The organism is Cobetia sp. 1AS1, assembly GCF_029846435.1.
GTDB classification, from domain to species: domain Bacteria; phylum Pseudomonadota; class Gammaproteobacteria; order Pseudomonadales; family Halomonadaceae; genus Cobetia; species Cobetia amphilecti.
In genome coordinates this window covers 227,709-252,670 of record NZ_JARWKU010000004.1, presented here as the reverse complement: position 1 = coordinate 252,670, position 24,962 = coordinate 227,709, and the positions used below count along the sequence as shown (strand labels likewise).

At 64.3% G+C, this 24,962-nt stretch carries 19 protein-coding genes, 1 tRNA gene and 1 riboswitch; of the genes, 12 read left to right on the top strand and 8 right to left on the bottom strand.

The window, feature by feature from the left end; genetic code table 11:
- The first annotated feature begins 1 nt into the window (after window position 1).
- The 5 genes from QD280_RS09735 (at window position 2) to QD280_RS09715 (ending at window position 4,077) form a co-directional block, all read left to right on the top strand.
- Window positions 2-1,363 (top strand): 8-amino-7-oxononanoate synthase, encoded by a 1,362-nt coding sequence (locus QD280_RS09735; RefSeq protein WP_279839088.1) that lies wholly within the window; start codon window positions 2-4, stop codon window positions 1,361-1,363.
- The gene (locus tag QD280_RS09730) at window positions 1,360-2,190 is read left to right on the top strand and encodes a hypothetical protein (protein WP_279839087.1); all 831 of its coding nucleotides are present in this window, start codon (window positions 1,360-1,362) and stop codon (window positions 2,188-2,190) included. The genes QD280_RS09735 and QD280_RS09730 overlap by 4 nt, the downstream gene beginning before the upstream one ends.
- A 1-nt stretch (window position 2,191) precedes the next feature.
- Window positions 2,192-3,046 (top strand): methyltransferase domain-containing protein, encoded by an 855-nt coding sequence (locus tag QD280_RS09725; protein WP_279839086.1) that lies wholly within the window; start codon window positions 2,192-2,194, stop codon window positions 3,044-3,046.
- 58 nt (window positions 3,047-3,104) lie between these two features.
- On the top strand, window positions 3,105-3,893 hold the full coding sequence (bioD, locus tag QD280_RS09720; RefSeq protein ID WP_192838383.1) for a dethiobiotin synthase: 789 nt from the start codon (window positions 3,105-3,107) through the stop codon (window positions 3,891-3,893).
- 99 nt (window positions 3,894-3,992) lie between these two features.
- Window positions 3,993-4,077 (top strand) — tRNA-Leu (locus QD280_RS09715).
- A gap of 271 nt (window positions 4,078-4,348) precedes the next feature.
- Here QD280_RS09715 and QD280_RS09710 read toward each other — a convergent pair.
- Both QD280_RS09710 and QD280_RS09705 read right to left on the bottom strand, forming a co-directional pair.
- The gene (locus QD280_RS09710; RefSeq protein ID WP_279839085.1) at window positions 4,349-4,720 is read right to left on the bottom strand and encodes a hypothetical protein; all 372 of its coding nucleotides are present in this window, start codon (window positions 4,718-4,720) and stop codon (window positions 4,349-4,351) included.
- 134 nt (window positions 4,721-4,854) lie between these two features.
- Window positions 4,855-5,241 carry a YnfA family protein gene (locus QD280_RS09705; protein ID WP_347881962.1) on the bottom strand — a complete coding sequence of 129 codons (387 nt, stop codon included), beginning with the start codon at window positions 5,239-5,241 and terminating at the stop codon, window positions 4,855-4,857.
- A 171-nt stretch (window positions 5,242-5,412) separates the two neighbouring features.
- Here QD280_RS09705 and QD280_RS09700 point away from each other — a divergent pair, with 171 nt between their 5' ends.
- Complete coding sequence (locus QD280_RS09700) at window positions 5,413-5,865, top strand: nucleoside diphosphate kinase regulator (RefSeq protein ID WP_153635215.1); 453 nt, start codon at window positions 5,413-5,415, stop codon at window positions 5,863-5,865.
- A 221-nt stretch (window positions 5,866-6,086) separates the two neighbouring features.
- Window positions 6,087-6,632: an Mpo1-like protein gene (locus QD280_RS09695; RefSeq protein ID WP_279839084.1), complete on the top strand. Its 546-nt coding sequence runs from the start codon at window positions 6,087-6,089 to the stop codon at window positions 6,630-6,632.
- 146 nt (window positions 6,633-6,778) lie between these two features.
- Here QD280_RS09695 and QD280_RS09690 read toward each other — a convergent pair whose 3' ends face one another.
- The 5 genes from QD280_RS09690 to QD280_RS09670 form a co-directional block, all read right to left on the bottom strand.
- Window positions 6,779-8,608 carry an acyl-CoA dehydrogenase C-terminal domain-containing protein gene (locus tag QD280_RS09690; protein ID WP_279839082.1) on the bottom strand — a complete coding sequence of 610 codons (1,830 nt, stop codon included), beginning with the start codon at window positions 8,606-8,608 and terminating at the stop codon, window positions 6,779-6,781.
- A 308-nt stretch (window positions 8,609-8,916) separates the two neighbouring features.
- Complete coding sequence (gene cobA / locus QD280_RS09685; RefSeq protein WP_318833285.1) at window positions 8,917-10,122, bottom strand: uroporphyrinogen-III C-methyltransferase; 1,206 nt, start codon at window positions 10,120-10,122, stop codon at window positions 8,917-8,919.
- Between the two features lie 248 nt (window positions 10,123-10,370).
- On the bottom strand, window positions 10,371-11,648 hold the full coding sequence (gene serS / locus QD280_RS09680) for a serine--tRNA ligase (protein WP_043332430.1): 1,278 nt from the start codon (window positions 11,646-11,648) through the stop codon (window positions 10,371-10,373).
- 131 nt (window positions 11,649-11,779) lie between these two features.
- Window positions 11,780-12,157 carry a fluoride efflux transporter CrcB gene (gene crcB / locus QD280_RS09675; RefSeq protein WP_054555054.1) on the bottom strand — a complete coding sequence of 126 codons (378 nt, stop codon included), beginning with the start codon at window positions 12,155-12,157 and terminating at the stop codon, window positions 11,780-11,782.
- Between the two features lie 255 nt (window positions 12,158-12,412).
- The gene (locus QD280_RS09670; protein ID WP_192838379.1) at window positions 12,413-13,297 is read right to left on the bottom strand and encodes a hypothetical protein; all 885 of its coding nucleotides are present in this window, start codon (window positions 13,295-13,297) and stop codon (window positions 12,413-12,415) included.
- A 358-nt stretch (window positions 13,298-13,655) separates the two neighbouring features.
- Between QD280_RS09670 and QD280_RS09665 the strand changes: the two genes are divergently transcribed.
- The 5 genes from QD280_RS09665 (at window position 13,656) to cobO (ending at window position 23,887) form a co-directional block, all read left to right on the top strand.
- Complete coding sequence (locus QD280_RS09665) at window positions 13,656-16,901, top strand: FAD-binding and (Fe-S)-binding domain-containing protein (protein WP_279839080.1); 3,246 nt, start codon at window positions 13,656-13,658, stop codon at window positions 16,899-16,901.
- Window positions 16,902-17,182: 281 nt separating this feature from the next.
- Window positions 17,183-19,120, top strand: coding sequence for a sodium:proton antiporter (locus QD280_RS09660; protein ID WP_215823950.1), 1,938 nt, complete (start codon window positions 17,183-17,185; stop codon window positions 19,118-19,120).
- A 263-nt stretch (window positions 19,121-19,383) separates the two neighbouring features.
- Window positions 19,384-20,625, top strand: a complete 1,242-nt coding sequence (locus QD280_RS09655) for a NupC/NupG family nucleoside CNT transporter (protein ID WP_043332439.1) — start codon at window positions 19,384-19,386, stop codon at window positions 20,623-20,625.
- 256 nt (window positions 20,626-20,881) lie between these two features.
- Window positions 20,882-21,153, top strand: a riboswitch (cobalamin riboswitch).
- Window positions 21,154-21,282: 129 nt separating this feature from the next.
- Window positions 21,283-23,166, top strand: a complete 1,884-nt coding sequence (locus QD280_RS09650; protein WP_279839077.1) for a TonB-dependent receptor — start codon at window positions 21,283-21,285, stop codon at window positions 23,164-23,166.
- 121 nt (window positions 23,167-23,287) lie between these two features.
- The gene (cobO, locus tag QD280_RS09645; protein WP_279839076.1) at window positions 23,288-23,887 is read left to right on the top strand and encodes a cob(I)yrinic acid a,c-diamide adenosyltransferase; all 600 of its coding nucleotides are present in this window, start codon (window positions 23,288-23,290) and stop codon (window positions 23,885-23,887) included.
- A 63-nt stretch (window positions 23,888-23,950) separates the two neighbouring features.
- Here cobO and QD280_RS09640 read toward each other — a convergent pair whose 3' ends face one another.
- Window positions 23,951-24,787: a helical backbone metal receptor gene (locus QD280_RS09640; protein WP_279839075.1), complete on the bottom strand. Its 837-nt coding sequence runs from the start codon at window positions 24,785-24,787 to the stop codon at window positions 23,951-23,953.
- Between the last annotated feature and the right edge of the window lie 175 nt (window positions 24,788-24,962).

The following is a 24,962-nucleotide window of genomic DNA, read 5'->3' as shown; positions in this document are numbered from 1 at the left end:
CGTGGCCACCGATACGCCCGCCAGCGCGCGCTTAAGCCCTCAGTCCAGCGCCAGCTTCACGCATCTGGAGGACCTGCTCACGCAGCGTGAGCGGATCGGCCGCTATCGCCGGCGCCTGACACTGGATTCCCCCCAGGGGCCCCACGTCAGCCTCGCCGGGCAGGCAGCCGATGCAGAGGCGCGCCCGCTGCTCAACTTCACCGCCAACGACTATCTGGGGCTGGCCAACCACCCGGCGCTGGCCGAGGCCGGCTGTCGCGCGGCGCGTGAATTCGGTGTCGGCAGCGGCAGCGCTCATCTGGTCAATGGCCACCAGCACGCTCACCACCAGCTGGAGGCTCGTCTGGCCGAGCTGACCGGGCGGCCACGCGCGCTGCTGTTCTCCACCGGGTTCATGGCCAATCTGGGCGTGATCGATGCACTGGCAAGCGCCTCGCGCGAGGCCGGTCGCAGCCTCGAGATCTTCCATGATCGCCTCAATCACGCCAGCCTTCTCGATGGCGCGCGCCTGGCGTCCTCCGGCACCACTGCCGTGCGCTCGCGTCGCTTCCACCATCGCGATATCGAGGACCTCGAGCGCCAGCTGGCGCACTCCCGAGCCGACGACAAGCTGGTGATCAGCGATGGCGTGTTCAGCATGGATGGCGACTGCGCCGATATCGCGGGCCTGAGCCAGGCCTGCGCCCGGCACGGCGCCTGGCTGATGATCGACGATGCCCACGGACTGGGCGTGCTGGGCGAGCATGGCGAAGGCCTGGTCGGGCGCGATACCCCGCTGGCTGACGTGCCGGTATTGGTCGGCACCCTGGGCAAGGCGCTCGGCAGCAGCGGCGCCTTCGTCGCCGGCAGCGATGCGCTGATCGAGAGTCTGATCCAGCTGGCGCGCCCTTACATCTACACCACCGCGCAACCGCCGCATGTCGCCGCTGCTACCCTGACGGCGCTGGAAATCGTCGCGCGCGAGCCGCAGCGCCGTGAGCGATTGCAGGCGCGTGTGCAGCAGTTCCGTGAGGGTTGCACGCATCTACTGGCAGGCAGTGGGCTCGCGCTCGGGCTATCGTCAGCCGACACGAACATTTCACCCTCTGCCCCGTTGACCCCGATTCAGCCGCTGATTCTGGGCAGCGAAGCGCGGGCATTGGCCTGGAGCGCGGCACTGCGCGAGCGTGGCGTGCTGGTCTCGGCCATCCGCCCGCCCACGGTGCCCGCCGGCAGCTCGCGCCTGCGCTTCACCTTCTCCGCCGAGCACACAGCCGAGGATATCGCGGCACTGCTCGAGGCTCTCGAAGCGGTACTGGCAGCGGAAAAGGCCCAGCCCCGCTCGACTTCCCCAACCATCAGCCCAGAAGGAGTCACGCCATGACGCTGACTCGTCTGGTGCTGTTCAGCGGCTGGGGTATCGATGCGCGCATCTGGCAGCCCTTGATCGCCTGCCTGCAAGCACGCCTCGCTCACGTCACCGAGACGGGGGATCAGGCAGATGCCGGGGCAGATGATCAGGCAAAGAGTCGCCCGCTGGAGATCATCGCGCCGGATTGGCCAGAAGAAAGCCCGCAGGCTGATTCACGGGCAGGCTCAGAACCGACTGCCTCGCGAGCCTCACTGGGCGGCGCCGATACCCTGTGGCTGGGCTGGTCGCTGGGCGCCCTGCGGGCCGAGGCGCTGGCGAAGAAGCAGGCGCCGGCCGTCCTTGTCTCGCTGGCCATGGGGCCAAGCTTCATCGACCAGGCCCCATTTGAGCAGACGCTCCCCGCCCTGGCACCTGAGGTGCTGGAGGACTTCCGCGCAGCCTTCGCGCGCAACCCTGCCGCCAGCTGGCAACACTTTCTGCGCTGGCAGGCCAGTGGTGAGGCGTCTACGCGTGACTGCCTCAGACACTTGCGCGAACTGATCGGACGCCATCCCGTCAGTCGCGAAGCGGTGCTGGCGGCAGGACTGGCGGAACTGGCCAGCCGCCAGATGTCACTGGCGCCTCAATCAGAGTTACCGCTCGAGTTCTGGCTCGGCAAGCAGGACCCACTACTGGCACCGGGCCTGAGTGCGGCGCTGCGCGCGCAGGGCCAGGTGGTCGCGGAATTCGAGGGTGGCCACTGCCTGCCATTGAGCGCGACCGAGGCGCTTGCCGATGCCCTGCTCACACGCATGGGTCTCGTCACCCACCACGTCACGCGCATCAGCGAGGAGGCCTGAGATGTCGATTGCCGTCAGCGTGCCGCCTGCAGAGCTTGCAACGCCCCTGCTCACGCCTGCCACGATCCGTCAGCAGGTTGCCCGCGCCTTTGATCGCGGCGCTGCCGACTACCTCACGCTGGCGCAGGCACAGCACGCCATGGCGGCCACCCTGTTCGCCTCGCTCCCTGAGCGGCTGCCCACTGCCGCGCGTGTGCTCGATCTCGGTTGTGGGCCCGGACATTGGACCCTCGAACTGGCGCAGCGCTACTCTGGGGCTTGCTGCATGGGGTTGGATCTTTCGCTTGAGATGCTGCGTGAAGCCGCACGCCAGACCAGCGAGCTTGCGAGTGGCAGCCCTGAACGCCTGCACTGGCTACGCGCCGATGCCGAGCGCCTGCCACTGGCCGATGCGAGTCTGGACCTGGTCTTCTCGAGCCTGGCCGTGCAATGGTGCGACAGCCCTCGGCAATGGCTCGCGGAACTGTCACGCACCTTGAAACCCGGCGCTCGAGCGCACATCAATACCTTGGGACCCGGCACCCTCAAGGAAGTACGCCATGCCTGGCAGCGTGCGGATGATTCCGTGCGGCACTTCCCCAGCGCCACCCATCTTGCACGCCATGCAGAAGCCGCCGGATTGCGCTGCCACTGGCAGTTACGCCCACGGATATTTCACTATCCCGATGTCGCTGCGGTCATGGCCTCGATCAAGGGCATCGGGGCACAGACCGCCACTGGCCGGCGCCTGACACGCGCCGAGGTGCAGCAGGCCAAGGCGCGGCATGAAACGTTGCGTACCGCGAAGGGATTGCCTGTAAGCTATCAAGTCATTGAACTTGTGCTCGAAAAACCGTTCAGAATTGCGTACGGATAACACTGATACTTTGCTTGAAGGCAATTACCTGCCTCGCTCGGATACAATGAAAACTGATATGAAAACCGCGGACAGCTCGTCACGGGACACTGCCTTGCCTGCGCGAGCCGAACATGGCATCGCCGCCTTCGTGACCGGTACCGATACCGAAATCGGCAAGACCTTCATCGCCAGCGCCCTGCTGGCACGTGCTCGCCTGCGCGGCCTGACCACGCTGGGCCTCAAGCCCGTGGCCTCTGACTGCTTCGAGAATCACGATGGTCTGGTCAACGCCGACGCCCTGTCATTGCAGGCGCAGTGCGAACCGGAAGCGGATTATGAAAGCATCAATCCCTGGCGCTTCGCGCCGGCCATCGCGCCGCACATTGCCGCGCGTCAGGTGGGCGTCAGTCTCGAGGTGGCGAAGATCGCGGCGCATGTGCGGGGCCAGCAGACAAGCGCACCGCGCGACCTGCTTCTGGTGGAAGGCGCTGGCGGCTGGCGGGTACCGCTGAATGACGATGAGGATTTCTCGGACCTGGCCATCGAGCTGGGCTTGCCGGTGATTCTGGTCGTCGGGCTGCGCCTGGGCTGCATCAATCATGCGCGCCTGACGCTTGAGGCCATCGAGCGCGATGGGCTGGAAATCGCCGGCTACGTCATCAACCATCTGGAAGCGGATATCGAGGTCAGCGAAGACAACATGGCGACGTTGTCACGCACGCTGCGAGCCCCCTGTCTGGGCGTCGTTCCGTGGATGTGCGATGAAGATCTCTCCAATACACGCCACGCCGCCGAGCGCGCCGCCAGCTATCTGCAACTGCCCTGCGGGCTGGAATCACGCAGCGTGCATGTCGAACAGGAGTGAGGCGCTGAAGGCGCAGCGCAAGGCGGGGAATTTCAGGGGATAATCGACACAAGCGATTGACTTGAAAGGCATCACAGGTAAAATGCAGCCCTGCTTCTCGCGGAAGTGGTGGAATTGGTAGACACGCCAGATTTAGGTTCTGGTGCCGCAAGGTGTGGGGGTTCGAGTCCCCCCTTCCGCACCATCAGCAAGCCTTTGCTGATGCTCCCCAGCTGCCTCGCGCAGTCAGCAAGTCCTCCCGCTTTTGTCTGTCGTGCATGCGTCGTGTCATCTAACGCCTTCTGCACCCATCATCATTGTCAGTGCCTTCCCGTCGGTTGCTGGGCCCGCGTTTTTCCCGCTCTCTGCGTTACTCTGCTTTGCAAACAACCTGCTCTACGCTCTCCTGCTCTGCGTTCCTCTGCCTTGCGCCCCCGGCCGATCTGCGGTGCGGCATTCGCGCGTCTGGACGAACCTCAGCGTCGTCTTAGGCTGTCCTGCAGATTGGCCAGGCTGACACGCGCCTGATCCAGCAACAGCTGGCGCTCTTCACGGTCATGATGCGCGGCATGCGCCGCGGCGAGCTGCAGGTTCACGTATTCGATTCCACTGATGAAACGATAGAACTCGCGACGCGAGGCCACCTGGCGAAAGGCGTCGAGCAGCGAGGGATCAAGCGCCAGCCGCTCACCACGCGCAACGTCTGGCTCCGCCTCCACCAATGCCGATCGCAGTGGTTGCACGGCCTGATTCCATTCCTCTCTGCGCGGCTGCCAGCGACCGAGCCAGAAGCCGATGAAACCGCCGATGCCAAGGCCGCCCAGCCCCCATAACCATTCCCACTGCATGCTGGTGCCTCATTGCGTCAGATCGGATCCCGAGGGTCATTGCCTCATCTTGGCGCAGTATACCCAACAATGAGCGCTCTCATGCTCAACGCCCGACATATTTAATAAAATACTAATAAACAAGACATTTGCGCTCATTGCGCACGGGCGCCCAGCACGATGATGGCGCTGCCCGCCAGGCAGACCAGTGTCCCCAACAGGTCCCAGCGACTGGGCAACTGCTGCTCGACCAGCCACAGCCAGGCCACTGACGCGGCGATATAGACACCGCCATAGACGGCAAAGGCGCGCCCGGCGTGACTGACGTCGACCAGTGAAAGCAGCCAGGCGAACAGCGCCAGGCTGAGCATGCCGGGAATCAGCCAGCCGAGGCTGCGCTCCAGTTTCCACCAGGCCCAGAAACTGAAGCAGCCGGCGATCTCGGCGAGCGCCGCCAGCGGATATATCCAGAGAATCGACATCGATGAGTCTCGCGTGAGATTGGCAGCCCTGGGTGACAGCGCCATGAAAGTTGTCGGCATCAGACGACTCCCGCACCCCGTCAAAAGCCGCTAGGATTAATTAGCGGACAATCCATGGACAATCACGGCCGATGGATTCCCTGTCCGTCTCTCCGTATTGACCAAGCCAGGATTGGCGCCGTCTTGCTGCGCATGATATCGCGCAGTGACTCGATAACAAGGAACCCCACGATGACTCGGCAACGACTGATCATCAACCGCCTGGACGCTGACCGCCTCCAGCGCCTGATCGACGCTCAGCAACACGATGATGAGCTGTCGCTTCGCCTCGAAAGCCGCCTGATCCAGGCAGAGATCGTGCCCCCCGATGACTTCCCCGAAGACCGCGTCAGCATGCGTAGCCGCCTGCGCCTCAAGGGGTCGCGCTCCGGCGATAGCGAGCTGACACTGCACTACCCTACCCCGGAGGATGGTGAGTGCATGTCGCTGCGCAGCCACCTGCCGCAACCAGAAGAGCAAGAGACCTCACTGGCGCTGTGCATCATGTCGCCACTGGGCATCGCGCTGCTGGGAATGGCGGTCGGCGAGCAGATCACGCTGCCCCGGGAAGATGGCCAGAGTGACGTCATCCGTCTGGAAGCCATCCTGCATCAGCCGGAAGCCTGCGGTCAGTTTCACCTCTGAAGGGCCAGAGCCACTTGATTCACGCTTGAAAAGTGCCGGGTTCGTCAGTCAGCGCCGTGCTGACATAGGCTGTCCGCGTGGCAATACGCTACGCTGACAGGGGCCAGCAGGGTTGCCGGACCCTGCTGGCTCACGCCATTGCTCCTTGACATAACACGCCATCGATCCCGCTGCGCACCTGCGCATGCGGGCATTTTCAATGTCTGTCTGGAGAATGCCTCATGGGTATATTATCGCACCCTCATGTCAAGACAGCCGCTCACCGGCGTCTGCATGAAGCACTCGAGCACTACGCGGCCAGTCATCAGCATCGTGAGAACATCCGCATGCATCTTGTCTGCGTGCCTGTCATCTTCACTGCCAGCTTGATCCTGCTGTGGAGACTGCTCGGGGGGCAGGGGCTATCGAGTGAACCGGGGCTGGGTGTGTGGATGCTGCCCGGTGGCGTGGTCACCCTGGCGGTCCTGGCCGTCTATGCGCGCTTCTCCCTCAGGGTACTTGGCGTGATGACCGTCTGGGCCCTGGCAAGCCTGGCGCTGATGTTCGTGATGCTCGGGCTCAACTGGCCGGTGACACCGATGATGCTGGCAGCCTTCGTGGTCGCCTGGATCGGTCAGGTCGTCGGCCATCGGATCGAGGGCCGCAAACCGGCCTTCCTCGATGACCTGCGTCAGCTGCTGATCGGCCCGCTGTTCGTGCTGGTCGAGCTGTTCCCCGCCATGCGTGACTGGCTACTGAAGCAGGATGAGCCGACCGAGCGGTCATGAGCGGGCCTGTAAGCATGCAAGCTTGCCGACACGGCCCGATGGACAGGGATTCCGACAACACAAAAAGCCCAGCGACCTGACACGGCCGCTGGGCTTTTCATTGGACGCTACTGACGGTCACGGTGACTTGTGGCTTACGTCTTGCGTCATTGCTCCGGCGCGAAATCCTCGAGGCTGAAGGCCATCAATGGCGCGGCGCCAGCACTGATCTGGGCTTCCAGAGCGACGGCGCGCGGGAGCACGCGTGCCACGAAGTACTCCCCGAGCGCCAGCTTGCGGCGATAGAAGCCCTCACCGCTGGCACCTGCTTGCGCCAGTCCACGCGCCGCAGCACGCGCCATGCGCAGCCACAGATAGCTGTAGACACACAGCCCTGCCAAGTTGAGGAAGTCACAGGCCGCCGCGCCCAGCTCTTCCGGGTTGTCATCGGCGCGAGTCAGCAACTGCTCGGACACTCGCTCCAGGCGCGCCAGCTCCGTCTTGCAGGCCTCGGCGAACGGGCGGGTCTGGGCGTCGTCGGCCTGATGATCAAGCTCGGCTCGCACCAGGGCGGCAAAGCTCGCCACATGGGCTCCACGATTGCGGTAGAGCTTGCGCCCGACCAGATCCATCGCCTGAATGCCGTTGGTGCCTTCGTAGATCATCGCGATGCGTGCATCGCGCACGTACTGCTCGGCGCCCCACTCCACGCAGTAGCCATTGCCACCATAGAGCTGCTGCGCCATGACGGCGGCATCGAAGCCACGGTCGGTCAGCAGCGCCTTGGCGATCGGCGTCATGAATTGCACCAGCGCATCCGCGTCGGCCTTCACCGCGTCATCGGCGTGATATTTGACGCGGTCCAGCTGCTGGCCCACGAAGACGGCAAAGGCGCGTCCGGTCTCGTTCCAGACGCGCACCTCAAGCGCCATGCGGCGCACGTCAGGATGCACCAGAATCGGGTCGGCCGGCTTGTCAGGCGCCTTGGCGCCTGTCGGTGCCCGGCTCTGCAGGCGCTCGGCGGCGAAGTCCATCGCGCTCTGATAGGCCACCTCGCCCAGCCCCAGCCCCTGCAGGCCGATGGAGAGACGCTCGTAGTTCATCATGGTGAACATCGCCGCCAGCCCCTGATGCGGCTCGCCGATCAGCACGCCTTCGGCACCGTCGAAGTTCATCACGCAGGTCGCGCTGCCCTTGATGCCCATCTTGTGTTCGATGGAGCCACAGCTGACCGCATTCGGTGTCGTCGGCTGGCCGTCGGCATCAAGCAGGTGCTTGGAGACCAGAAACAGCGAGATGCCGCGTGTCCCCGGCGGCGCATCCGGCAGCTTGGCGAGCACCAGATGCACGATGTTGTCGACCATGTCGTGCTCGCCGCCGGTGATCCAGATCTTGGTGCCGGTGAGACGATAGCGCGGCAGCCCCAGCAGCGGGTCATCGCCCTCGAGGGGTTCGGCACGGGTGCGGATCAGGCCGAGATCCGTGCCGCAATGCGGCTCGGTCAGACACATGGTGCCCAGCCAGTCGCCGGCATACATGCGCGGCAGAAACACCTGCTTGACGGACTCCGGCGCATGGCTATCCACCGCCAGACAGGCGCCGGCATTCAGTGCCGGATAGAGCGCGAAACTGGTATTGGTGGCGTAGAGCATCTCTTCAAAGGCCACGGTGAGCATCTTGGGCATGCCCTGGCCACCGTATTCAGGGTTGCCGCCCAGCCCCATCCAGCCGCCTTCGGCGAGTACCCGATAGGCCTCCTTGAAGCCCTTGGGTGTCGTGACGTGGCCATTCTCGAAACGTGCGCCCTCGGCGTCACCGCTCAGGTTGAGCGGCAGCAGCTCGGCCTGGGTCACGCGCGCACCTTCCTCGAGAATCGCCTCGGCCAGCTCGACATTCACCTCTTCGGTGGCTGCCATGCCCGCCCATTCCTGCTCGGCGGCGAACACCTCATCGAGAATGAAGCGTGCATCCTTGAGTGGCGCCTGATACTTGGCCATATCACTGTCCTCACTGACTCATGTGCTAAGGGCTTTCGCGAAAGACTTGCCTCTCACCCCGTGATGAACGACGGGCTTCGCTCAGCAGAATTCAAACGATTGCTTGAAACAATAGGCGCAATCAGATGCCACGTCATCTCGACCTTGGCCCAAGAGCCGCCCAGCCATGCGCCAGCACGATGATCAGGCCTGCAATGACCAGGCCCGCGACAACCCGTCCAGCAACGCAAGACGCCGCCCCGGGGTTACCGAGGCGGCGTCTTGTCACTGCTCATGTCGCTGCTTTTAGCACTTTCGCTACGGTCGCTCTAGACCGATACCACATTGGCCAGCGGCGTCGGGTGCTTGCCATCTTCCCACCCCAGACTGCTGTTGGCATTCGGCGAGAACCACTTGAGCGAATCGTGCAGCTTGACCACATCCCCGACGATGATCAGCGTCGGCGGCTTGAGGCCCTGACCGGCGATCTGCGCCGGCATGTCCGCCAGCGTTGCCACATGCACACGCTGACGCGCGGTGGTGCCCTGCTCGACCAGCGCGATCGGCGTGGACGCCGCCAGACCATTGGCGATCAACTGTTCGCAGATCAGGCCCAGGCTGCCGAGACCCATGTAGAAGACCAGCGTCTGGGCCGGACGCGCCAGCGCCTCCCAATCCAGGTCACAGCTGCCATCCTTCAAGTGACCGGTGACGAAGCGCACCGACTGGGCGTGGTCGCGATGAGTCAGCGGGATACCCGCGTAAGCCGCGCAACCGGAAGCCGCCGTGATGCCCGGCACGACCTCGAAACTGATGCCGGCGCCGGCCAGGGTCTCGAGCTCTTCCCCACCGCGTCCGAAGATGAAGGCGTCACCGCCCTTCAAGCGCACTACGCGATGCCCGGCACGGGCGTAATCCACCAGCGCCTGATTGATGCCTTCCTGGGGCACGCTGTGATCGCTGCGCGCCTTGCCGACATACAGGCGACGCGCCTCCGGATTGGCCAGCGCCAGAATCTCGTGACTGACCAGGCGATCGTGAATGATGACATCGGCCTGCTGCAGATGGCGCAGCGCCTTGAGCGTCAGCAGCTCCGGATCGCCCGGCCCCGCGCTGACCAACGCCACCTGGCCATGCGTGCCCGTGAAGCGGTCCTCCTCCTTCACGGGCAATACCGCCTCGCCTGCCACCAGACGCGGCGGCAGGCGCACGCTGGAGTCCCGGGGGTGGCTCGGCGCGAACACCATCACGTGCTGCTCGCGCGCATGACGCAGGATACCGCGATCGCGCCCCTCGCTGCCGGTGGCGACCAGCCATAGCTGGCCGGGGGCCGGCACGGGCAACAGGGTATCGGCAACCTCCCAACCTTCACGCCCACACAGGGTCTCCAGCATCGGCATGCGGGCATCGCCGTAGACACACAGGTCTGCACCGAGGCCGGCAAAACGCTCGGCCAGCGCGACAGCCTCCTGGCCGCCACCGATCAGGCACAGCTGGAGTCGTGAGGGGTCACAGGAGAGATTGAGAAATTCCATGGGGCACATCCACAAACGCGGCGAGGCTGGGGAGCAGCCTTCGATGAGTCGCATTTTAGAGCATAAGAACCACTCTCTAAAATAACCAATAAGAATAACAACCCTGATGCTGCGTTGTAGTCGCGCAGAGGGAATAACGAGTGGTGCGATCGGGCGAGGACTCTGTCTCCGCGATAAACGAAGGCCCCCGCTTCCATGGGAAAGCGGGGGCCTTGACTACGCGAATCCACTACGGCGATTCACGCACCTCAGACGTTGATGGTTTCCACCCCGCCCATGTAGCCACGCAGTGCCTGCGGCACAGTGATGGAGCCATCGGCGTTCTGATGGTTTTCCAGCACGGCGACCAGGCAGCGGCCCACGGCCAGACCGGACCCATTCAGGGTATGCACCAGCTGCGGCTTCTTCTGACCTTCGACACGCACACGCGCCTGCATGCGGCGCGCCTGGAAGTCACGGCAGTTGGAGATGGAGGAAATCTCGCGGTAGGTCGCCTGGCTCGGCAGCCAGACTTCCAGGTCATAGGTCTTGGCGGCGGCAAAGCCCATGTCGCCGGTGCACAGGGTCACGGCACGGTACGGCAGTTCCAGCGCCTGCAGGATGGCTTCGGCGTGGCCGCGCATCTCTTCGAGGGCTTCGTCGCTCTTCTCCGCCGCGACCACCTGCACCATCTCGACCTTGTCGAACTGGTGCTGGCGAATCATGCCGCGGGTATCACGGCCATAGGCCCCGGCTTCACTGCGGAAGCACGGGGTATGGGCGGTGAACTTCAGCGGCAGACTGCCGGCATCGATGATCTCGTCACGCACCATGTTGGTCAGCGGCACTTCGGCGGTCGGGATCAGGAAGAAATCACGATCGTCGTTGAGCTTGAACAGGTCTTCCTCGAACTTGGGCAGCTGGCTGGTGCCCATCAGGGAGTCGCGGTTGACGATATAGGGCACATAATATTCTTCGTAGCCATGCTCAAGCGTCTGCTTGTCGAGCATGAACTGCACCAGCGCACGGTGCAGACGCGCGATGGAGCCATGCATCACGGCGAAGCGTGAACCGGTGATCTTGACCGCCAGTTCGAAGTCCAGCTGGCCCTTGAGCTCACCCAGGTCGACGTGGTCACGCACGTCGAAGTCGAATTCACGCGGCGTGCCCCAGCGGTGCAGCTCGACGTTGTCGCTTTCGTCAGCGCCTTCAGGCACTTCGGCGTCCGGCAGGTTCGGCAGGCTGGCCGCCATGGCGTCGGCCTTGGCCTGCAGCTCATTGAGCTCGGACTTGGCGGCGTCGAGACGCTCGCCCAGATCACTGACTTCTGCCAGCAGCGGCGCGATGTCTTCGCCACGTGCCTTGGCATTACCGATGGACTTGGAGCGGGTGTTGCGCTCGTTCTGCAGGGATTCCGTCTCGACCTGCAGGTCACGGCGGCGCGCTTCCAGCGCGGCAAAGGCTTCGGTATCCAGCTGATAGCCACGACGTGCGAGGCGCTCGGCAGTCGCTTCAAGATCAGCGCGCAGAAGTTTCGGGTCCAGCATGTGGGAAGGCTCTCTCGTCGGATCACTCAGGCCGCATCGCGGCGCGGAAAGGTTATGCGCACTAGTCTACCTCAGCCATGCCCTGCTTCGCAGCCGCCCAGGCGACAGGAGGACGCGCCCGGGCACGAGAATCACAGCAGGACGCGTGCGATCTTCATGCCCAGCGCGACCATGCCCAGACACGCCACCACACTGACGGCGACATAGACCAGCCCCGCGAGCATGCGTCCGCTCATCATCAGATTGAGCGCCTCGAGGGCAAAGGTGGAGAAGGTGGTGAAGGCGCCGGTGAAGCCGGCCACCATGATCGCCTGCCAGACGGGGGCCAGCTTGAGCTCCTGGGTCACCCAGATGAACAGGAACCCCATCAGGCAACTGCCGATCAGATTGACGCCGAGGGTCCCCCACGGGAAACCACGCCCGGCGGCGCCGACGATCCAGCCACTGACAAGATACCGTCCCAGCGCCCCGATGGCGCCGCCCGCTGCTACTGCCAACCAGGTTCCCATGTGCCTTGTATGCCCCGTGCTCGATTCAATGCGAGTGAGCGCTGGGCAACGCCGTGGATCGGCCGCCAGCCACTCTGGCACCCGAGGGTGCCGCCTAGCGCTCCATTGTAGGAAAATCGTCAGCCACGGGGAATCCACGACTCACGAAAGGCAGGTTGAACAAAGCACGACACCCGCGATGCGCTTCCTGACCAATGGGCATCGCGGGTGTCTGAGGGGTGGCTGAGAGCGAAAGGCATCAAGCGTCAGAGCGACTCATTCACTGCCGGGTGGCGCACTGCCCTGCTCGATCTCCGCGCGCAGTTGCTCCAGCACATGCTGCCATTGACGGTGTGCGCCTTCCTTGCCCCCGAGCTGCTCCAGACCGCGTGCCGTCCAGGTGCCGGGGGTGCCGATACGCGAGGCAAGCTCGCCGGGCGGGGTATCGGGGTGGGCTTCCATCAAGGCCAGCGCATCACGCAACTGCGCCATCAGCAACAGGCGCGCTTGGGGGCCGCTCATGCCGGGCACCGTCTGGAACCAGTCGAGCAACGCCTGCTGTTGCGCCATCTGCCAGGCATTCACGCAGACCGCCAGCATGCTGGCCTCGAAGGCCGCTTCATCATCGAAGGCGATGATCTGTCGGACCGCCGGCCCGAGCAGGTCGCGCGTCAGCGGGTCTTCCGGATAGAGCGTGAGGGCGCTCTGCCCTTCACAGACCGCCAGCCCCGTCATCACCCGCACCACTCGCGCCGGCGCGAACCAGCGCTGCAGCTGCTGCAGTGGCACCCCGGCCGCCAGCACCATCAGGTGATGATCCTTGCTCAGTGCGTGGCTTTCACGCAGCTCACTAGCCAGTGCCTCGAGCTGCTCTGGTCGCACCCCGACCAGCATGCACAGGCTCGATTCACACACCGCGACATTGCTTACGTGGCGGATGGCCCCGAAACGCCAGCCCAGACGATGACTGCGCACGTCGTTGCGCGGCGAGAGATGAAATTCCAGATCATGCCGCGAGCGGCCTTCGCGCTGACAACCGCGCGCCAGCGCGACCAGCAATGACTCCGCCAACTCCCCCACCCCCAGCACTCCCAATCGCGTGGGCGGCTGGCGAGACTCGCGATGACAGGTGGAGGTCGAGGAATAGGTGGACGATGCCATGAGCTAACTCCTGATGACTCAGCGGAAGAGGGAAGACAGCTTCAAGGGAAGAAACGGAGGGGGCACGCCATGATGGCCTGCCTTGCGATGGCTGACGGTACCACTGAAGCGGCGACTGACGCCTGACAATCGCTCGCAGCATGTGCACATCATCCCCCTTGTTGCTTGCATTCGGGCGCTCACGCCTTGATTTGATGACTCCTCACAGCGTAGTCATTCCTCACTCCTTTCACCTGAATTCCCGTCTCGCGAGTGACGCAATGCCGCGCTGGGCTGGGGCCACACGCCCAGCTCAGGTAAGCTTAGGCCCATTGGCCCTGGATGCCTGCCTGACGCGACTCACTGCCCGAGCGAGATCATGACCGAACGCCTGCTGGATATGCCCGCCCCCGTCGATTCCCTCTATCTGGACTTCCTGGCCGCCCTGCGAGATGCAGGCTTTGCCGGTGACATCAGTCCGGACTACGCCAACCGCACCGTGTTGTCGACCGACAACTCGCTCTATCAGGTGCTGCCTCAGGCCGTGGTCTACCCGCGCCATGCCGAGGATGTCCAGCGCATCGCGCGCCTCTCCCACGAGCCACGCTTTTCGGGCGTCACCCTGGCGCCACGCGGCGGCGGTACCGGCACCAATGGCCAGTCGCTCAATGACGGCGTATTGGTGGATGTCTCGCGGCACATGAACCGCATTCTCGAGATCGATGTCGAGAACCGTCGCGTGCGCGTCGAGGCCGGCGTGGTGAAGGACCAGCTGAATGCCGCGCTCAAGCCGCATGGCCTGTTCTTCGCCCCGGAGCTCTCGACCTCCAACCGCGCCACCATTGGCGGCATGATCAATACCGATGCCTCCGGTCAGGGTAGCTGCGAATACGGCAAGACGCGTGACCACGTGCTGGCACTCGACAGCGTTCTGCTCGACGGGACACGACTGACGAGCCATGCCATTGATGATGCCGAGCTCGAGACACTGTGCGCGCGTGAGGATCGCGTCGGTGAGGTCTACCGCACCGCACGTGCGATCGCCGATGAGCGCGCCGAGGAAATCGCCGACATCTTCCCGCCGCTCAACCGCTGCCTGACCGGCTACGACCTCGCCCATCTGCGCGAAGCCGATGGTCGTTTCAACCTCAACAGCCTGCTGTGCGGCGCCGAGGGCACGCTGGGCTTCGTGGTCGAGGCCGAGCTGAATGCGCTGCCCATCGCGCCCTGCTCGACGCTGATCAACCTGCGCTACGCAAGCTTCATGGACGCACTGCGCGACGCCAAGGCGCTGATGGCGGTCGAGGGCAATCGCCCGACCTCCATCGAGACGGTGGATGACACCGTGCTCAACCTCGCCATGCAGGACTTCGTGTGGGATAGCGTCGAGGAGTTCTTCCCGGCCAGCACCGAAGGCACCCCGGCCATCGGCGGCATCAACCTGATCGAATTCAATGCCGACAGCGAAGAGGTGCTGGATGCCAAGGTCCGCGCCTTCAGCGAGCACCTGGTCAGCGATACCAGCGTCGAGCGTCTCGGCTTCACCGAAGCCCGCGGTCGCGCGCAGATCGGTCGTGTCTATGGCATGCGCAAGCGCTCGGTGGGCCTGCTGGGCAATGTCGACGGCGAAGCCCGCCCGCTGCCCTTCGTCGAGGACACTGCCGTTCCGCCGGAGCATCTGGCCGATTACATCGCCGAATTCCGCGCCGCGCTGGATGCCCGTGGCCTGCGCTATGGCATGTTCGGTCATGTCGATGCCGGCGTGCTGCACGTACGCCCGGCGCTGGACATGAAGGACCCCGCCCAGCAGGCAATGATCCGCGAGATCTCCGATGAGGTCGCCGCCCTCACCCACAAGTACGGTGGTCTGCTGTGGGGCGAGCACGGCAAGGGCGTGCGCTCCGAGTACTCGCCACGCTTCTTCGGCAGCCTCTACGGTGCGCTGCAGGATGTGAAGGCGGCCTTTGACCCGCACAACCAGCTCAATCCGGGCAAGATCGCCTCCCCGCGCCTGTCAGTGGCGCTGGTCGACGACGCTGGCACGCGTGACGCTGGCGCCAGCGAAGGGGGTAGCGAAGGGAGCAGCGAAAGCGGCAAGCGTGATCACGCTGACAGCGCCGTCGAGGCCTTCGACCCCCGCTTGATGCGTATCGATGACGTGACCATGCGCGGCGATCTCGATCGTCAGATCGATGAGCGCGTATGGCAGGAATACGCCAGCGCCGTCTACTGCAACGGCAATGGCGCCTGCTACAACTACGACCCCAACGACGCCATGTGCCCGTCGTGGAAGGCGACCCGCCAGCGCATCCACTCACCCAAGGGGCGTGCCAGCCTGATGCGTGAGTGGCTGCGCCTGGAAGGCAACGCCGGACGCGACGTGATCGCCGAGGCCCAGGCTGCGCGTACCCCGGGCCTCAAGGGCACCGGCATGTGGCTGGCGCGTCTGCCGGCGCGCATCAGCGCCTCGCTCAAGGCACGCAGTGCCGGCACCGCACAGGCTGAGGGTCAGTCTGACGCCAACTTCGACCAGCAGGTCTACGACGCCATGTCTGGCTGCCTGGCGTGCAAGTCCTGCGCGGGCCAGTGCCCGATCAAGGTCAACGTGCCCGATTTCCGCAGCCGCTTCCTTGAGGTCTATCACCATCGTTATCAGCGTCCGCTGCGCGATTACCTGATCGGCAGCCTCGAATTCGTGCTGCCGTGGGCCGAGCGCGTCACACCGCTCTATAACGGCCTATTGACCCACAAGCTGGTCAGTCGCTTGCTGGAAGGCCCGATCGGCATGGTCGATGCGCCGCGCCTGTCACGCGCCAGCCTGCGCAGACAGCTCAAGAGCTGGGGCGTGTCCGAGGCGACGCCGACCCAGCTGGGCCGTCTGACCGAATCCCAGAAGGCCAGAAGCGTGATCCTGGTGCAGGACGCCTTCACCAGTCACTTCGAGGCCCAGCTGGTGATCGACATCATCGAGCTGCTGTCGCGACTCGACATCCATGTCTTCGTCGCGCCCTTTGCCCCCAACGGCAAGCCGCTGCAGGTGCAGGGCTTCACCGGCGCCTTCCAGCGTACCGCGCGTGCCCAGGCCGAGCGTCTCAAGGCGATCGCCGACTTCGGCGTGCCGCTGGTCGGCATCGACCCGGCGATGACCCTGACCTATCGTCAGGAGTACGTGAAGACCCTCGGCCCGGACGCGGTGCCCGACGTCCTGCTGCTGCAGGAATGGCTGATCAGCCTGCGCAAGCTGCTGCCGGTCGGCGTCACCAAGACGGTACTGGGCAAGATGGACCCGGGCATGAAGCTTCTGAGCCACTGCACCGAGAGCACCAATGCCCCGGGCTCGGCCAAGGCCTGGCAGCAGGTCTACTCCGCCTTCGGCCTCAAGCTCGAGACCATCGCCACCGGCTGCTGCGGCATGTCCGGCACCTACGGCCACGAAGCGCGCAATCTCGAGACCTCGCGTGCCATCTATGACCTGTCGTGGAAGTCCGTGGTCGAAGACGACGCCAATCAGGGCAAGCTGGTCGCCAGTGGCTATTCGTGCCGCAGTCAGAGCAAGCGTTTCTCGGGCAGCCAATTGCCGCATCCGCTGCAGGCATTGCTGCCGCTGCTGCGTCGCGCCCAATGAGTGATCGCGTCTGCCCGACGCCATGACGTGGGTACGAGGGAGAAAGGAAATGAGGAGAGCGCGATAAGGCAACGCGACGTTGCATACCACGGAATCAATCGCTAGGCTGCGCCCTTTCGGCCTGCCGCGCGGCAGCTGAGTGACGCCTGCCCCCTGCTTCAAGCCTGTGCAGACCAGCAGGGGCAAGGGCCACTGACAGACGGCTGAGACACAACGAAACGATGAGCGGTGACCGCAACAGTGGCACCGCTCATTTTCGCTGACTCCAAGGAAGACACCCGATGACCGAACCTGCTCTGGCCCTGACCCTGATCGGTCTGATGGCCCTCGGCTGCCAGTGGCTGGCCTGGCGTATGCGTCTGCCCGCCATCCTGCCGCTGTTGATCGTCGGCATCCTTGCCGGCCCCGTCACGGGTTGGCTGAAGCCGGATGAGCTGCTCGGCGATCTCTTGTTCCCGCTGGTCTCGCTGGCGGTGGCGGTCATCCTGTTCGAGGGCAGCCTGACGCTGGACTTCAAGGACCTGCGCGGCCATGGCCATATCGTCAGGCGGCTGGTCACCACCGGCGTGGTGATCACCGGCGTGATCGGCACCGTGGCCGCCCACTATCTGCTCGACATGCGTTGGGAGATGGCCGCCGTGCTCGGCGCCCTGCTGGTGGTGACAGGCCCGACGGTGGTCATGCCACTGCTGCAGACGCTGCGCGCGCGCGGCAACCTGACCCAGATCCTGCGCTGGGAAGGCATCATGATCGACCCGGTCGGCGCGCTGCTGGCGGTATTGGTCTATGAGTACGTCGCGCTCGGCATGACCGGCAATGCGGCCTCGCATACCCTGTTGCTGTTCGCCCAGACGGTGGGACTCGGGCTCGGCATGGGGGCACTGGGTGGCTGGTGCTGGGGGCTGGTGCTGCGTCATTTCTGGCTGCCGCAGAAGCTGCACAACTTCGGCACCCTGATGGTGATGCTGGGGCTGTTCGCCATCTCCAACACCCTGTTCCATGAATCCGGCCTGCTGACCGTCACCGTGATGGGCGTGTGGCTGGCCAACATGCGCGGCGTGCCGACCCAGCAGATCATTGAGTTCAAGGAGACCCTGACGGTTCTGCTGATCTCGGGACTGTTCCTGCTGCTGGCGGGGCGCCTGACCGTCGAGCAGCTGTCCCTGCTGTCGTGGCCGGCGTGGATCTTCCTGGCGGTATTGATGTGGGTCGCACGCCCCCTGACGGTCTGGCTGTGTACCCTGGGCAGCGGGCTGACGCTGCGCGAGAAGGCCCTGCTGGCCTGGCTCTCGCCGCGCGGCATCGTCGCGGCGGCAGTCGCCTCGCTGTTCGCCCTCAAGCTCGAGTCCCAGGGCATCGAAGGCGCCGAGATGCTGGTGCCGATGACCTTCCTGGTCATCATCGGCACGGTGGTGGTCCAGAGCCTGCTGTCGCGTCCCATCGTCAAGGTACTGGGCGTCGGCGAGCCGCCGCCCTCGGGGTTCCTGATCCTGGGCGCCAACTCGGTGTCGCGCCAGGTCGCCCGTGAACTGGTCGATGCCGGCTTCTCGGTGCGCCTGACCGATACCAACTGGGACGCCGTGCAGGAAGCGCGCATGGCGGGCCTGCCGGTCTACTACGGCAATCCGCTGTCTGAACATGCCGCCCAGCATCTCGAGCTGACCGGCATCGGCCACCTGATGCCGCTGTCGCCCTATCGCGAACTCAATAGCCTGGCCGCGCTGCACTTCGAGCACATCCTGGGTCATGGGCGTGTCTTCCGGCTCGCCGAGGACAACGGCAAGAACGCCAAGCGTCAGCAGGACCAGGCGCTGGGGCATCTGCCGCTGCTGTTCGATGGCAAGATCACCTATGCCAAGCTGGCGAGTCTGCTCTCTCAGGGCGCGCAGTTCCGGCGTGCGCGCATCACCGAGAGCTTCAGCCTCGAGGATTACCGCAGGATTCATGAAGAGCGTCTGCTGCCGCTGTTCTGCATCAGCAGTCAGGGTCGCATCCGGATCGCCAACACGGCCGTGGCGCTGGAGCCCAAGGCCGGCGAGACGCTGATCAGCCTGATCCATGCCGACTCGCCGGAGCTGAACAAGACCTCCCAGCCCAGGACCGACAAGGCCGAAGCTCCCCAGGCCGACAAGGGCGCGGGCAGCAAATCATCACAGACGCCGCCGGGCTCGGGGTCAGGCCCCCTGCCGGCCAGTCGCCTGCCGGGCGCCGGCACCTGACAGCAGGCAGAGTCAGCATCACGTCGGAACATCACGACGGTACAGCAAGGCGGAAAGCACGCGGCTCGCCCATGGCGGGCCTCGTGCGTGTTGACGCAGGCACGCCTCGCGCGATTCACAAAAAATGCGTCAAACGTTAGTGGCAGACTCCGACAGAGGGCAAAAATACTGGTAGAGTACGCGCCAGTTTTGGCCATACCGTCCTGTGGCCAGCGCTATTGCCTTGTCCTCAACGTAACACCTACGCATTCAGGAGCTGCTTGATGCAGATCGTCATGGGCCTGGTGGGCGTCTTCGCCCTGCTGGGGATTGCCTTCCTTCTCTCTGAAAACCGACGCGCCATCAGCCTGCGCACCGTACTGGGTGCCTTTGCCATCCAGGCGATGCTGGGCATCTTCGTGCTCTACGTGCCTGCCGGCAAGAGCATGCTGCTTGGGCTCAGCGAAGGTGTACAGGCCGTAATGTCCAGTGCCAACGTCGGCATGGACTTCCTGTTCGGCGGCCTGGTCAGCGACAAGATGTTCGAAGTCTTCGGCGGCGGCGGCTTCGTGTTCGCGCTGCGCGTACTGCCGATCATCGTGTTCTTCTCCTCACTGATCGCGGTGCTCTATCACCTGCGCGTGATGAACGTCGTGATCAGCGTGCTCGGCGGCGGCCTGTCGAAGGTGCTCGGCACCAGCCGTCCGGAGTCCCTGTCCGCGGCCGCCAACATCTTCGTCGGCCAGACCGAAGCCCCGCTGGTCGTGCGCCCGTTCATCGCCGGCATGACCCGCTCGGAGCTGTTCGCCGTGATGACCGGTGGCCTGGCCTCGGTGGCCGGTTCCGTGCTGGTGGGCTATGCCTCGCTGGGCATCGACCTCAAGTACCTGCTGGCAGCCTCCTTCATGGCGGCGCCGGGTGGCCTGCTGATGGCCAAGATGCTGATTCCGGAGACCGAGACCAAGACCCAGAGCGTCGAAGAAGCGCTGGGCAAGGATATCGATCGCCCGACCAATGTCATCGATGCCGCCGCCTCCGGCGCGGCCTCTGGCGTGCAGCTGGCGATCAATGTCGGCGGCATGCTGCTGGCCTTCATCGCGTTGATCGCGCTGGGCAACATCATCGTCGGCTGGGTCAGCGGCCTGTTCGGCTATGAAGACATCACGCTGCAGCTGCTGCTGGGCTATGCCTTCGCCCCGGTGGCCTGGGTCATCGGCGTGCCGTGGCACGAAGCCATCCAGGCGGGTAGCTTCATCGGTCAGAAGCTGGTGCTCAACGAGTTCGTCGCCTTCGCCGATCTCGCCAGCCACCAGATCAAGCTGTCCGAGCACTCTGAAGCCATCATCATCTTCGCGCTGTGCGGCTTCGCCAACCTGTCCTCCGTCGCCATCCTGATGGGCGGCCTGGGGCTGATGGCTCCGAACCGTCGCGGTGATATCGCGCAGATGGGCATGAAGGCGATTCTCGCCGGCACCCTCTCCAACCTGATGTCAGCGAGTCTCGCCGGTCTGTTCCTGTCTCTCTAGAGACGCTCGCTTGTGAGCCAGTCTCCAGAGAGCTGGCTTCTGTAGCACGAGCTTCCATGGAGCAGTCACCGCCATCTGGCCAGACCGTCATCTCGACAACGCCCGCCCCGTGCGGGCGTTGTCGTATCTGGCATAACCTGAGACGTAGCCTCTGTCTTACCCTCTGCTCGCCCTCTGACCTCTCCCCCTGAATGACCCCACCTGAGCGGCCTTGGGTGGCAGCCTGCGCAACGCCGGTTTGCCGATTGACTCCCTCACCCCCGCCCCAGACAATGGCTCACGTTGAAGCCAGGGTGTTCGGGAAACGGGTGAAAACCCCGTACTGCCCCCGCAACGGTGATCGCAACGCTCATGCAGGTCGACCACGATCGACAGGATCGACACGGCCAGCCACTGCCTCCGGGAGGACCTGTCATTCAGGCCTCCCCCAAGGGAAGGAGGTGGGAAGGCGCATGAGGGGGTGAGGCTCCTGCCATTGGAGTCCACCAGGCGTCAGTCCGGAGACCGGCCCTCGCTTCCACACTGGTTGATGCGGAGGGCCTCACCAGTGGCAAATCTCCCGCGACGGGCCTGCTTGATCAGCGCGCGCGGGGGACGTGTGCTCGCGCACCCTGTCACGCTGTCCTCCTCATTGCGTCTGACGCTTGAGGATCATTCATGAAACACAACAACACTCGTGGTCGCGCATCTGCGCAGGCCAGCTTCACCCTCGTCGGTAGCCTGCTGCTGACCCCGCCCGCCGTCGCTGCTGATGCGCTGACCACCGATTCATCCGAGGACCTAGACACCGTCCAGGTCACCGCCAATCGCATTCCGCAGCTGCAGAATGATGTGCTGGCCAGCACCGACGTCATCACGCGTGACGAGATCGATCGCCTGCAGGCCAATTCGCTGGTCGATCTGCTGCAATCACGCAATGGTATCGAGGTCGCCCGCAGCGGCCCCATGGGCAGCCAGACCAGCCTCTTCATGCGCGGTACCGAGTCCGACCACACCTTGATTCTGGTCAATGGCCAGCGTGTCGCCAATAGTGCCGATGGCCTGGCGCATTTCGAATTCCTGCCACTCGCCGCCGTCGAGCGTGTCGAGATCGTGCGTGGCCCGCGCGCCAGCGTCTACGGCGCCGATGCCATCGGCGGTGTGATCAACCTGATCACGCGTGGCGGCAGCGAAGTCGGTCAGCATGCAGAAGTCACCCTGCGTGCCGGCAGCGATGGCACCTTCCGCCAGAACGCCCAGTTCAGCTCGGTGGAAGACGACACGCGCCTCTCGGCCAATCTCCATCATGATGAGAGCGATGGCTTCTCGGCTCGCGATACCGGCAGTGAAGATGATGGCTACGAGGCCACGGGCGCCGAACTACGCCTTGGCCACGACTTCGGTCAGCAGGCCACGCTCAGCCTCGGCGTCGCCAACACCGAGACCGATTACGACTATGACGACTGCTACGACAGCAGCTTCAGTGCCTCGGAAGACTGCCACGGCGAAGGCAGCCAGATGGTATTGGATGCCAGCCTGCTGACGCACCTGAACCCGAACTGGGACATGACAGTCAGCGTGGCGCGTACGCGGGATGAGTACGAGAACACCGAAGCCGGCAGCGATGCCGGGCGTGTCGCCAGTACTCGCAACGAGGTGGGCCTGCGCCATGACTTCTACACCGACCTCGGCACGCTCAGTCTGGGGCTGGACCATCGCGAGGAAAGCCTGGATGCCGATGGCCCCTACTTCACCGCCGAGGGCTACAGCGTCGATAGCCGCTATGCCACCGGCGTCTACGGCAGCTGGCACCTTCAGCAACAGCGTCACCACGTCACGACCAGCCTGCGTTATGACGACGACAATCGTTATGGCCACCAGATGACGGGCGGCTCCAGCTACGCCTATGATCTGACGGCCGCGCAACAGCTCGGTGCCAGCTATTCCAGCGCATTCAAGGCACCGAACCTGATCGACCTCTACAGCCCCTACGGCTCCGGCAATCCGGACCTCGATGCCGAGACCTCCACCACAGCCGAGCTGTTCTGGCGCCTGCAGCAACATCACTGGCATCTGGGCCTGAATGCCTTCCAGACCGACATCGACAATCTGATCAGCTACGAAGGAGTCGACTTCTCACCGATCAATATCGATCGCTCGCGCATCCGTGGCGTCGAGCTGAGCAGTGGCTGGCAAGGCGAGGCCCTGAGCGTGAACCTTGCCATGACCTGGCAGGACCCGGAGGACCGCGATACCGGTGAGCAATTGAAGCGCCGCGCCCAGCGCTTTGCGCGTCTGGACGCCGATTACGCACTCGACGACTGGAGCTTCGGCGCCACACTGCGTGGCAGCGCCAGCCGCAGCGATACTGACGCAGACACCTACACCGACACGCGCACTGCCGGCTATGGCATGGTCGATCTGCGCACCAGCTGGCAGGTGATGCCGAACGTCAAGCTGAGCGCCAAGCTGGATAACGTCTTCGATCGCGAATATCAGCTGGTCAATGGCTACAACACCCAGGGCCGTTATGTGGAGGGCGGCGTCACCTTCTTCTTCTGATCGGCTTTCCCGGGATGCCTCTTTTGAAGAGCCTCGGGCGACAACCAGCCACACATACCACAGCACCGATCACAGCACCGCCCCCGGGACGGTGCTGTGCCTTTGACTACGGAGCATACGCATGACGGATCGCAATACCCGCCACAAGGCCGCGATGGAAAAACTCAAGTCGCATGTCGATGACAAGGTGGCGCAGGCCACTGAGGAGCGCGGCCAGCTGCTGGTGTTCACCGGCAATGGCAAGGGCAAGACGACCGCCGCCTGGGGCACCATCACCCGCGCGCTGGGCTATGGCTACAAGGTTGGTGTCATCCAGTTCATCAAGGGGCTGTGGGAATGCGGCGAGCGCGAACGTCTCGCCGAGGATACCAATCTCGAAGTGCATGCCATGACCACCGGCTTCACCTGGGATACCCAGAATCGTGAGGCCGATACCGCCGCCTGTCAGGCCGTTTGGCAGCAAGCGCAGCGCCTGATGCGCGATGACAGCGTCTATCTGGTGGTGCTCGACGAGCTGACCTACATGGTCAAGTTCGGCTATCTGCCGCTGGAGGAAGTGATGACGGCACTCGAAAATCGCCCTGCGGAGCAGACCGTCGTCATCACCGGGCGCAATGCCAATCGTGAAATCGTTGCCTGTGCCGATACCGTCACCGAGATGACCGAGATTCGCCACGGCTTCAATCATGGCCTCAAGGCGCGGCGTGGCATCGATTTCTGAGCGTGCTGCTCGAAGCCGCCCTGACTCCGCCGCCCTCAGTTCGACGCGCTTACTCTGGCGCCCTCAGTCCGGCGCCTGCACCTTCGCGATGGCAGCGCAGACCTCTGCCATCGCCTCGACACTGCGCGGGCCGGGACGGCTGATCAGGTCAGGAGTCAGCCCCGCCAGTGCCACCTCGGAAAGTGGCCCTTCGTCCGTGCGCCAGGCGGCAATCCACTCCTCGCGCGCCGGCCCCTTCGCGACCGGATGCAGAATCAGGTGCGGTCTGGCCAGCCACAAGGCTTCCCGATTGATCTGCGGCACCACGGCGGGTGAGTCCGTCAGCAGCGGCTCACCGCCGCAGCGCCGAATCAGCTCATTGACCAGGTGATTGCCGCCCAGCGTCGTCATCGGGCTCTCCCCCAGCTGGAAGAAGACCGGCAAGGGGTCACTGTCTCGCGCGCGCTCCAGCTGCTCGATGCGCGCTGCGAGCGCTGCCACATGCGTATCCGCGATATCGCGGGTGCCCAGCAAGGTGCCAAGCCGGGCGATATTGGACAGCACATCATCGAGTGTGGCGGGCTCGCTGACGAAGACCGGCATCCCCAACGCCGTCAGACGCGCATGCATCTCATCGGAAAGCCCACTGCCCCATGCCACGATCAGATCAGGCCGTGCACTGAGCAGCGCCTCCAGGTTGGGGCCGTGATAGCTGGCCAGGCGCGGCAGCTCGCTGACCGCAGGGGGGAAATCACTGCCCTGGCTCACGCCGATCAAGGCAGGCAAGCCTCCCGCCGCCGCCACCAGCTCCGCCGCGTGCGGGGCCAGCGTGACCACCCGCTGCGCTGGCTGTGTCAGCGTCACGACATCGCCTGCATCGTCGATCACCTCACGCCCTGCGGCCAGGGCAGGCGACGCCATCAGCAATGTCATGACGAGCGCCAACACTACCTGTGCAGCGCCACGTATAGAGCGCAGTCTCTCGTGTATCTTCACGCATCGCCCTCATTGCTGATACTTTCAAGCCTATCGCGCCCGCATTCATGCCCCTCACCAAGCGCCAGGCAACAATGTTGCCACTTTACTCAAGGGATTT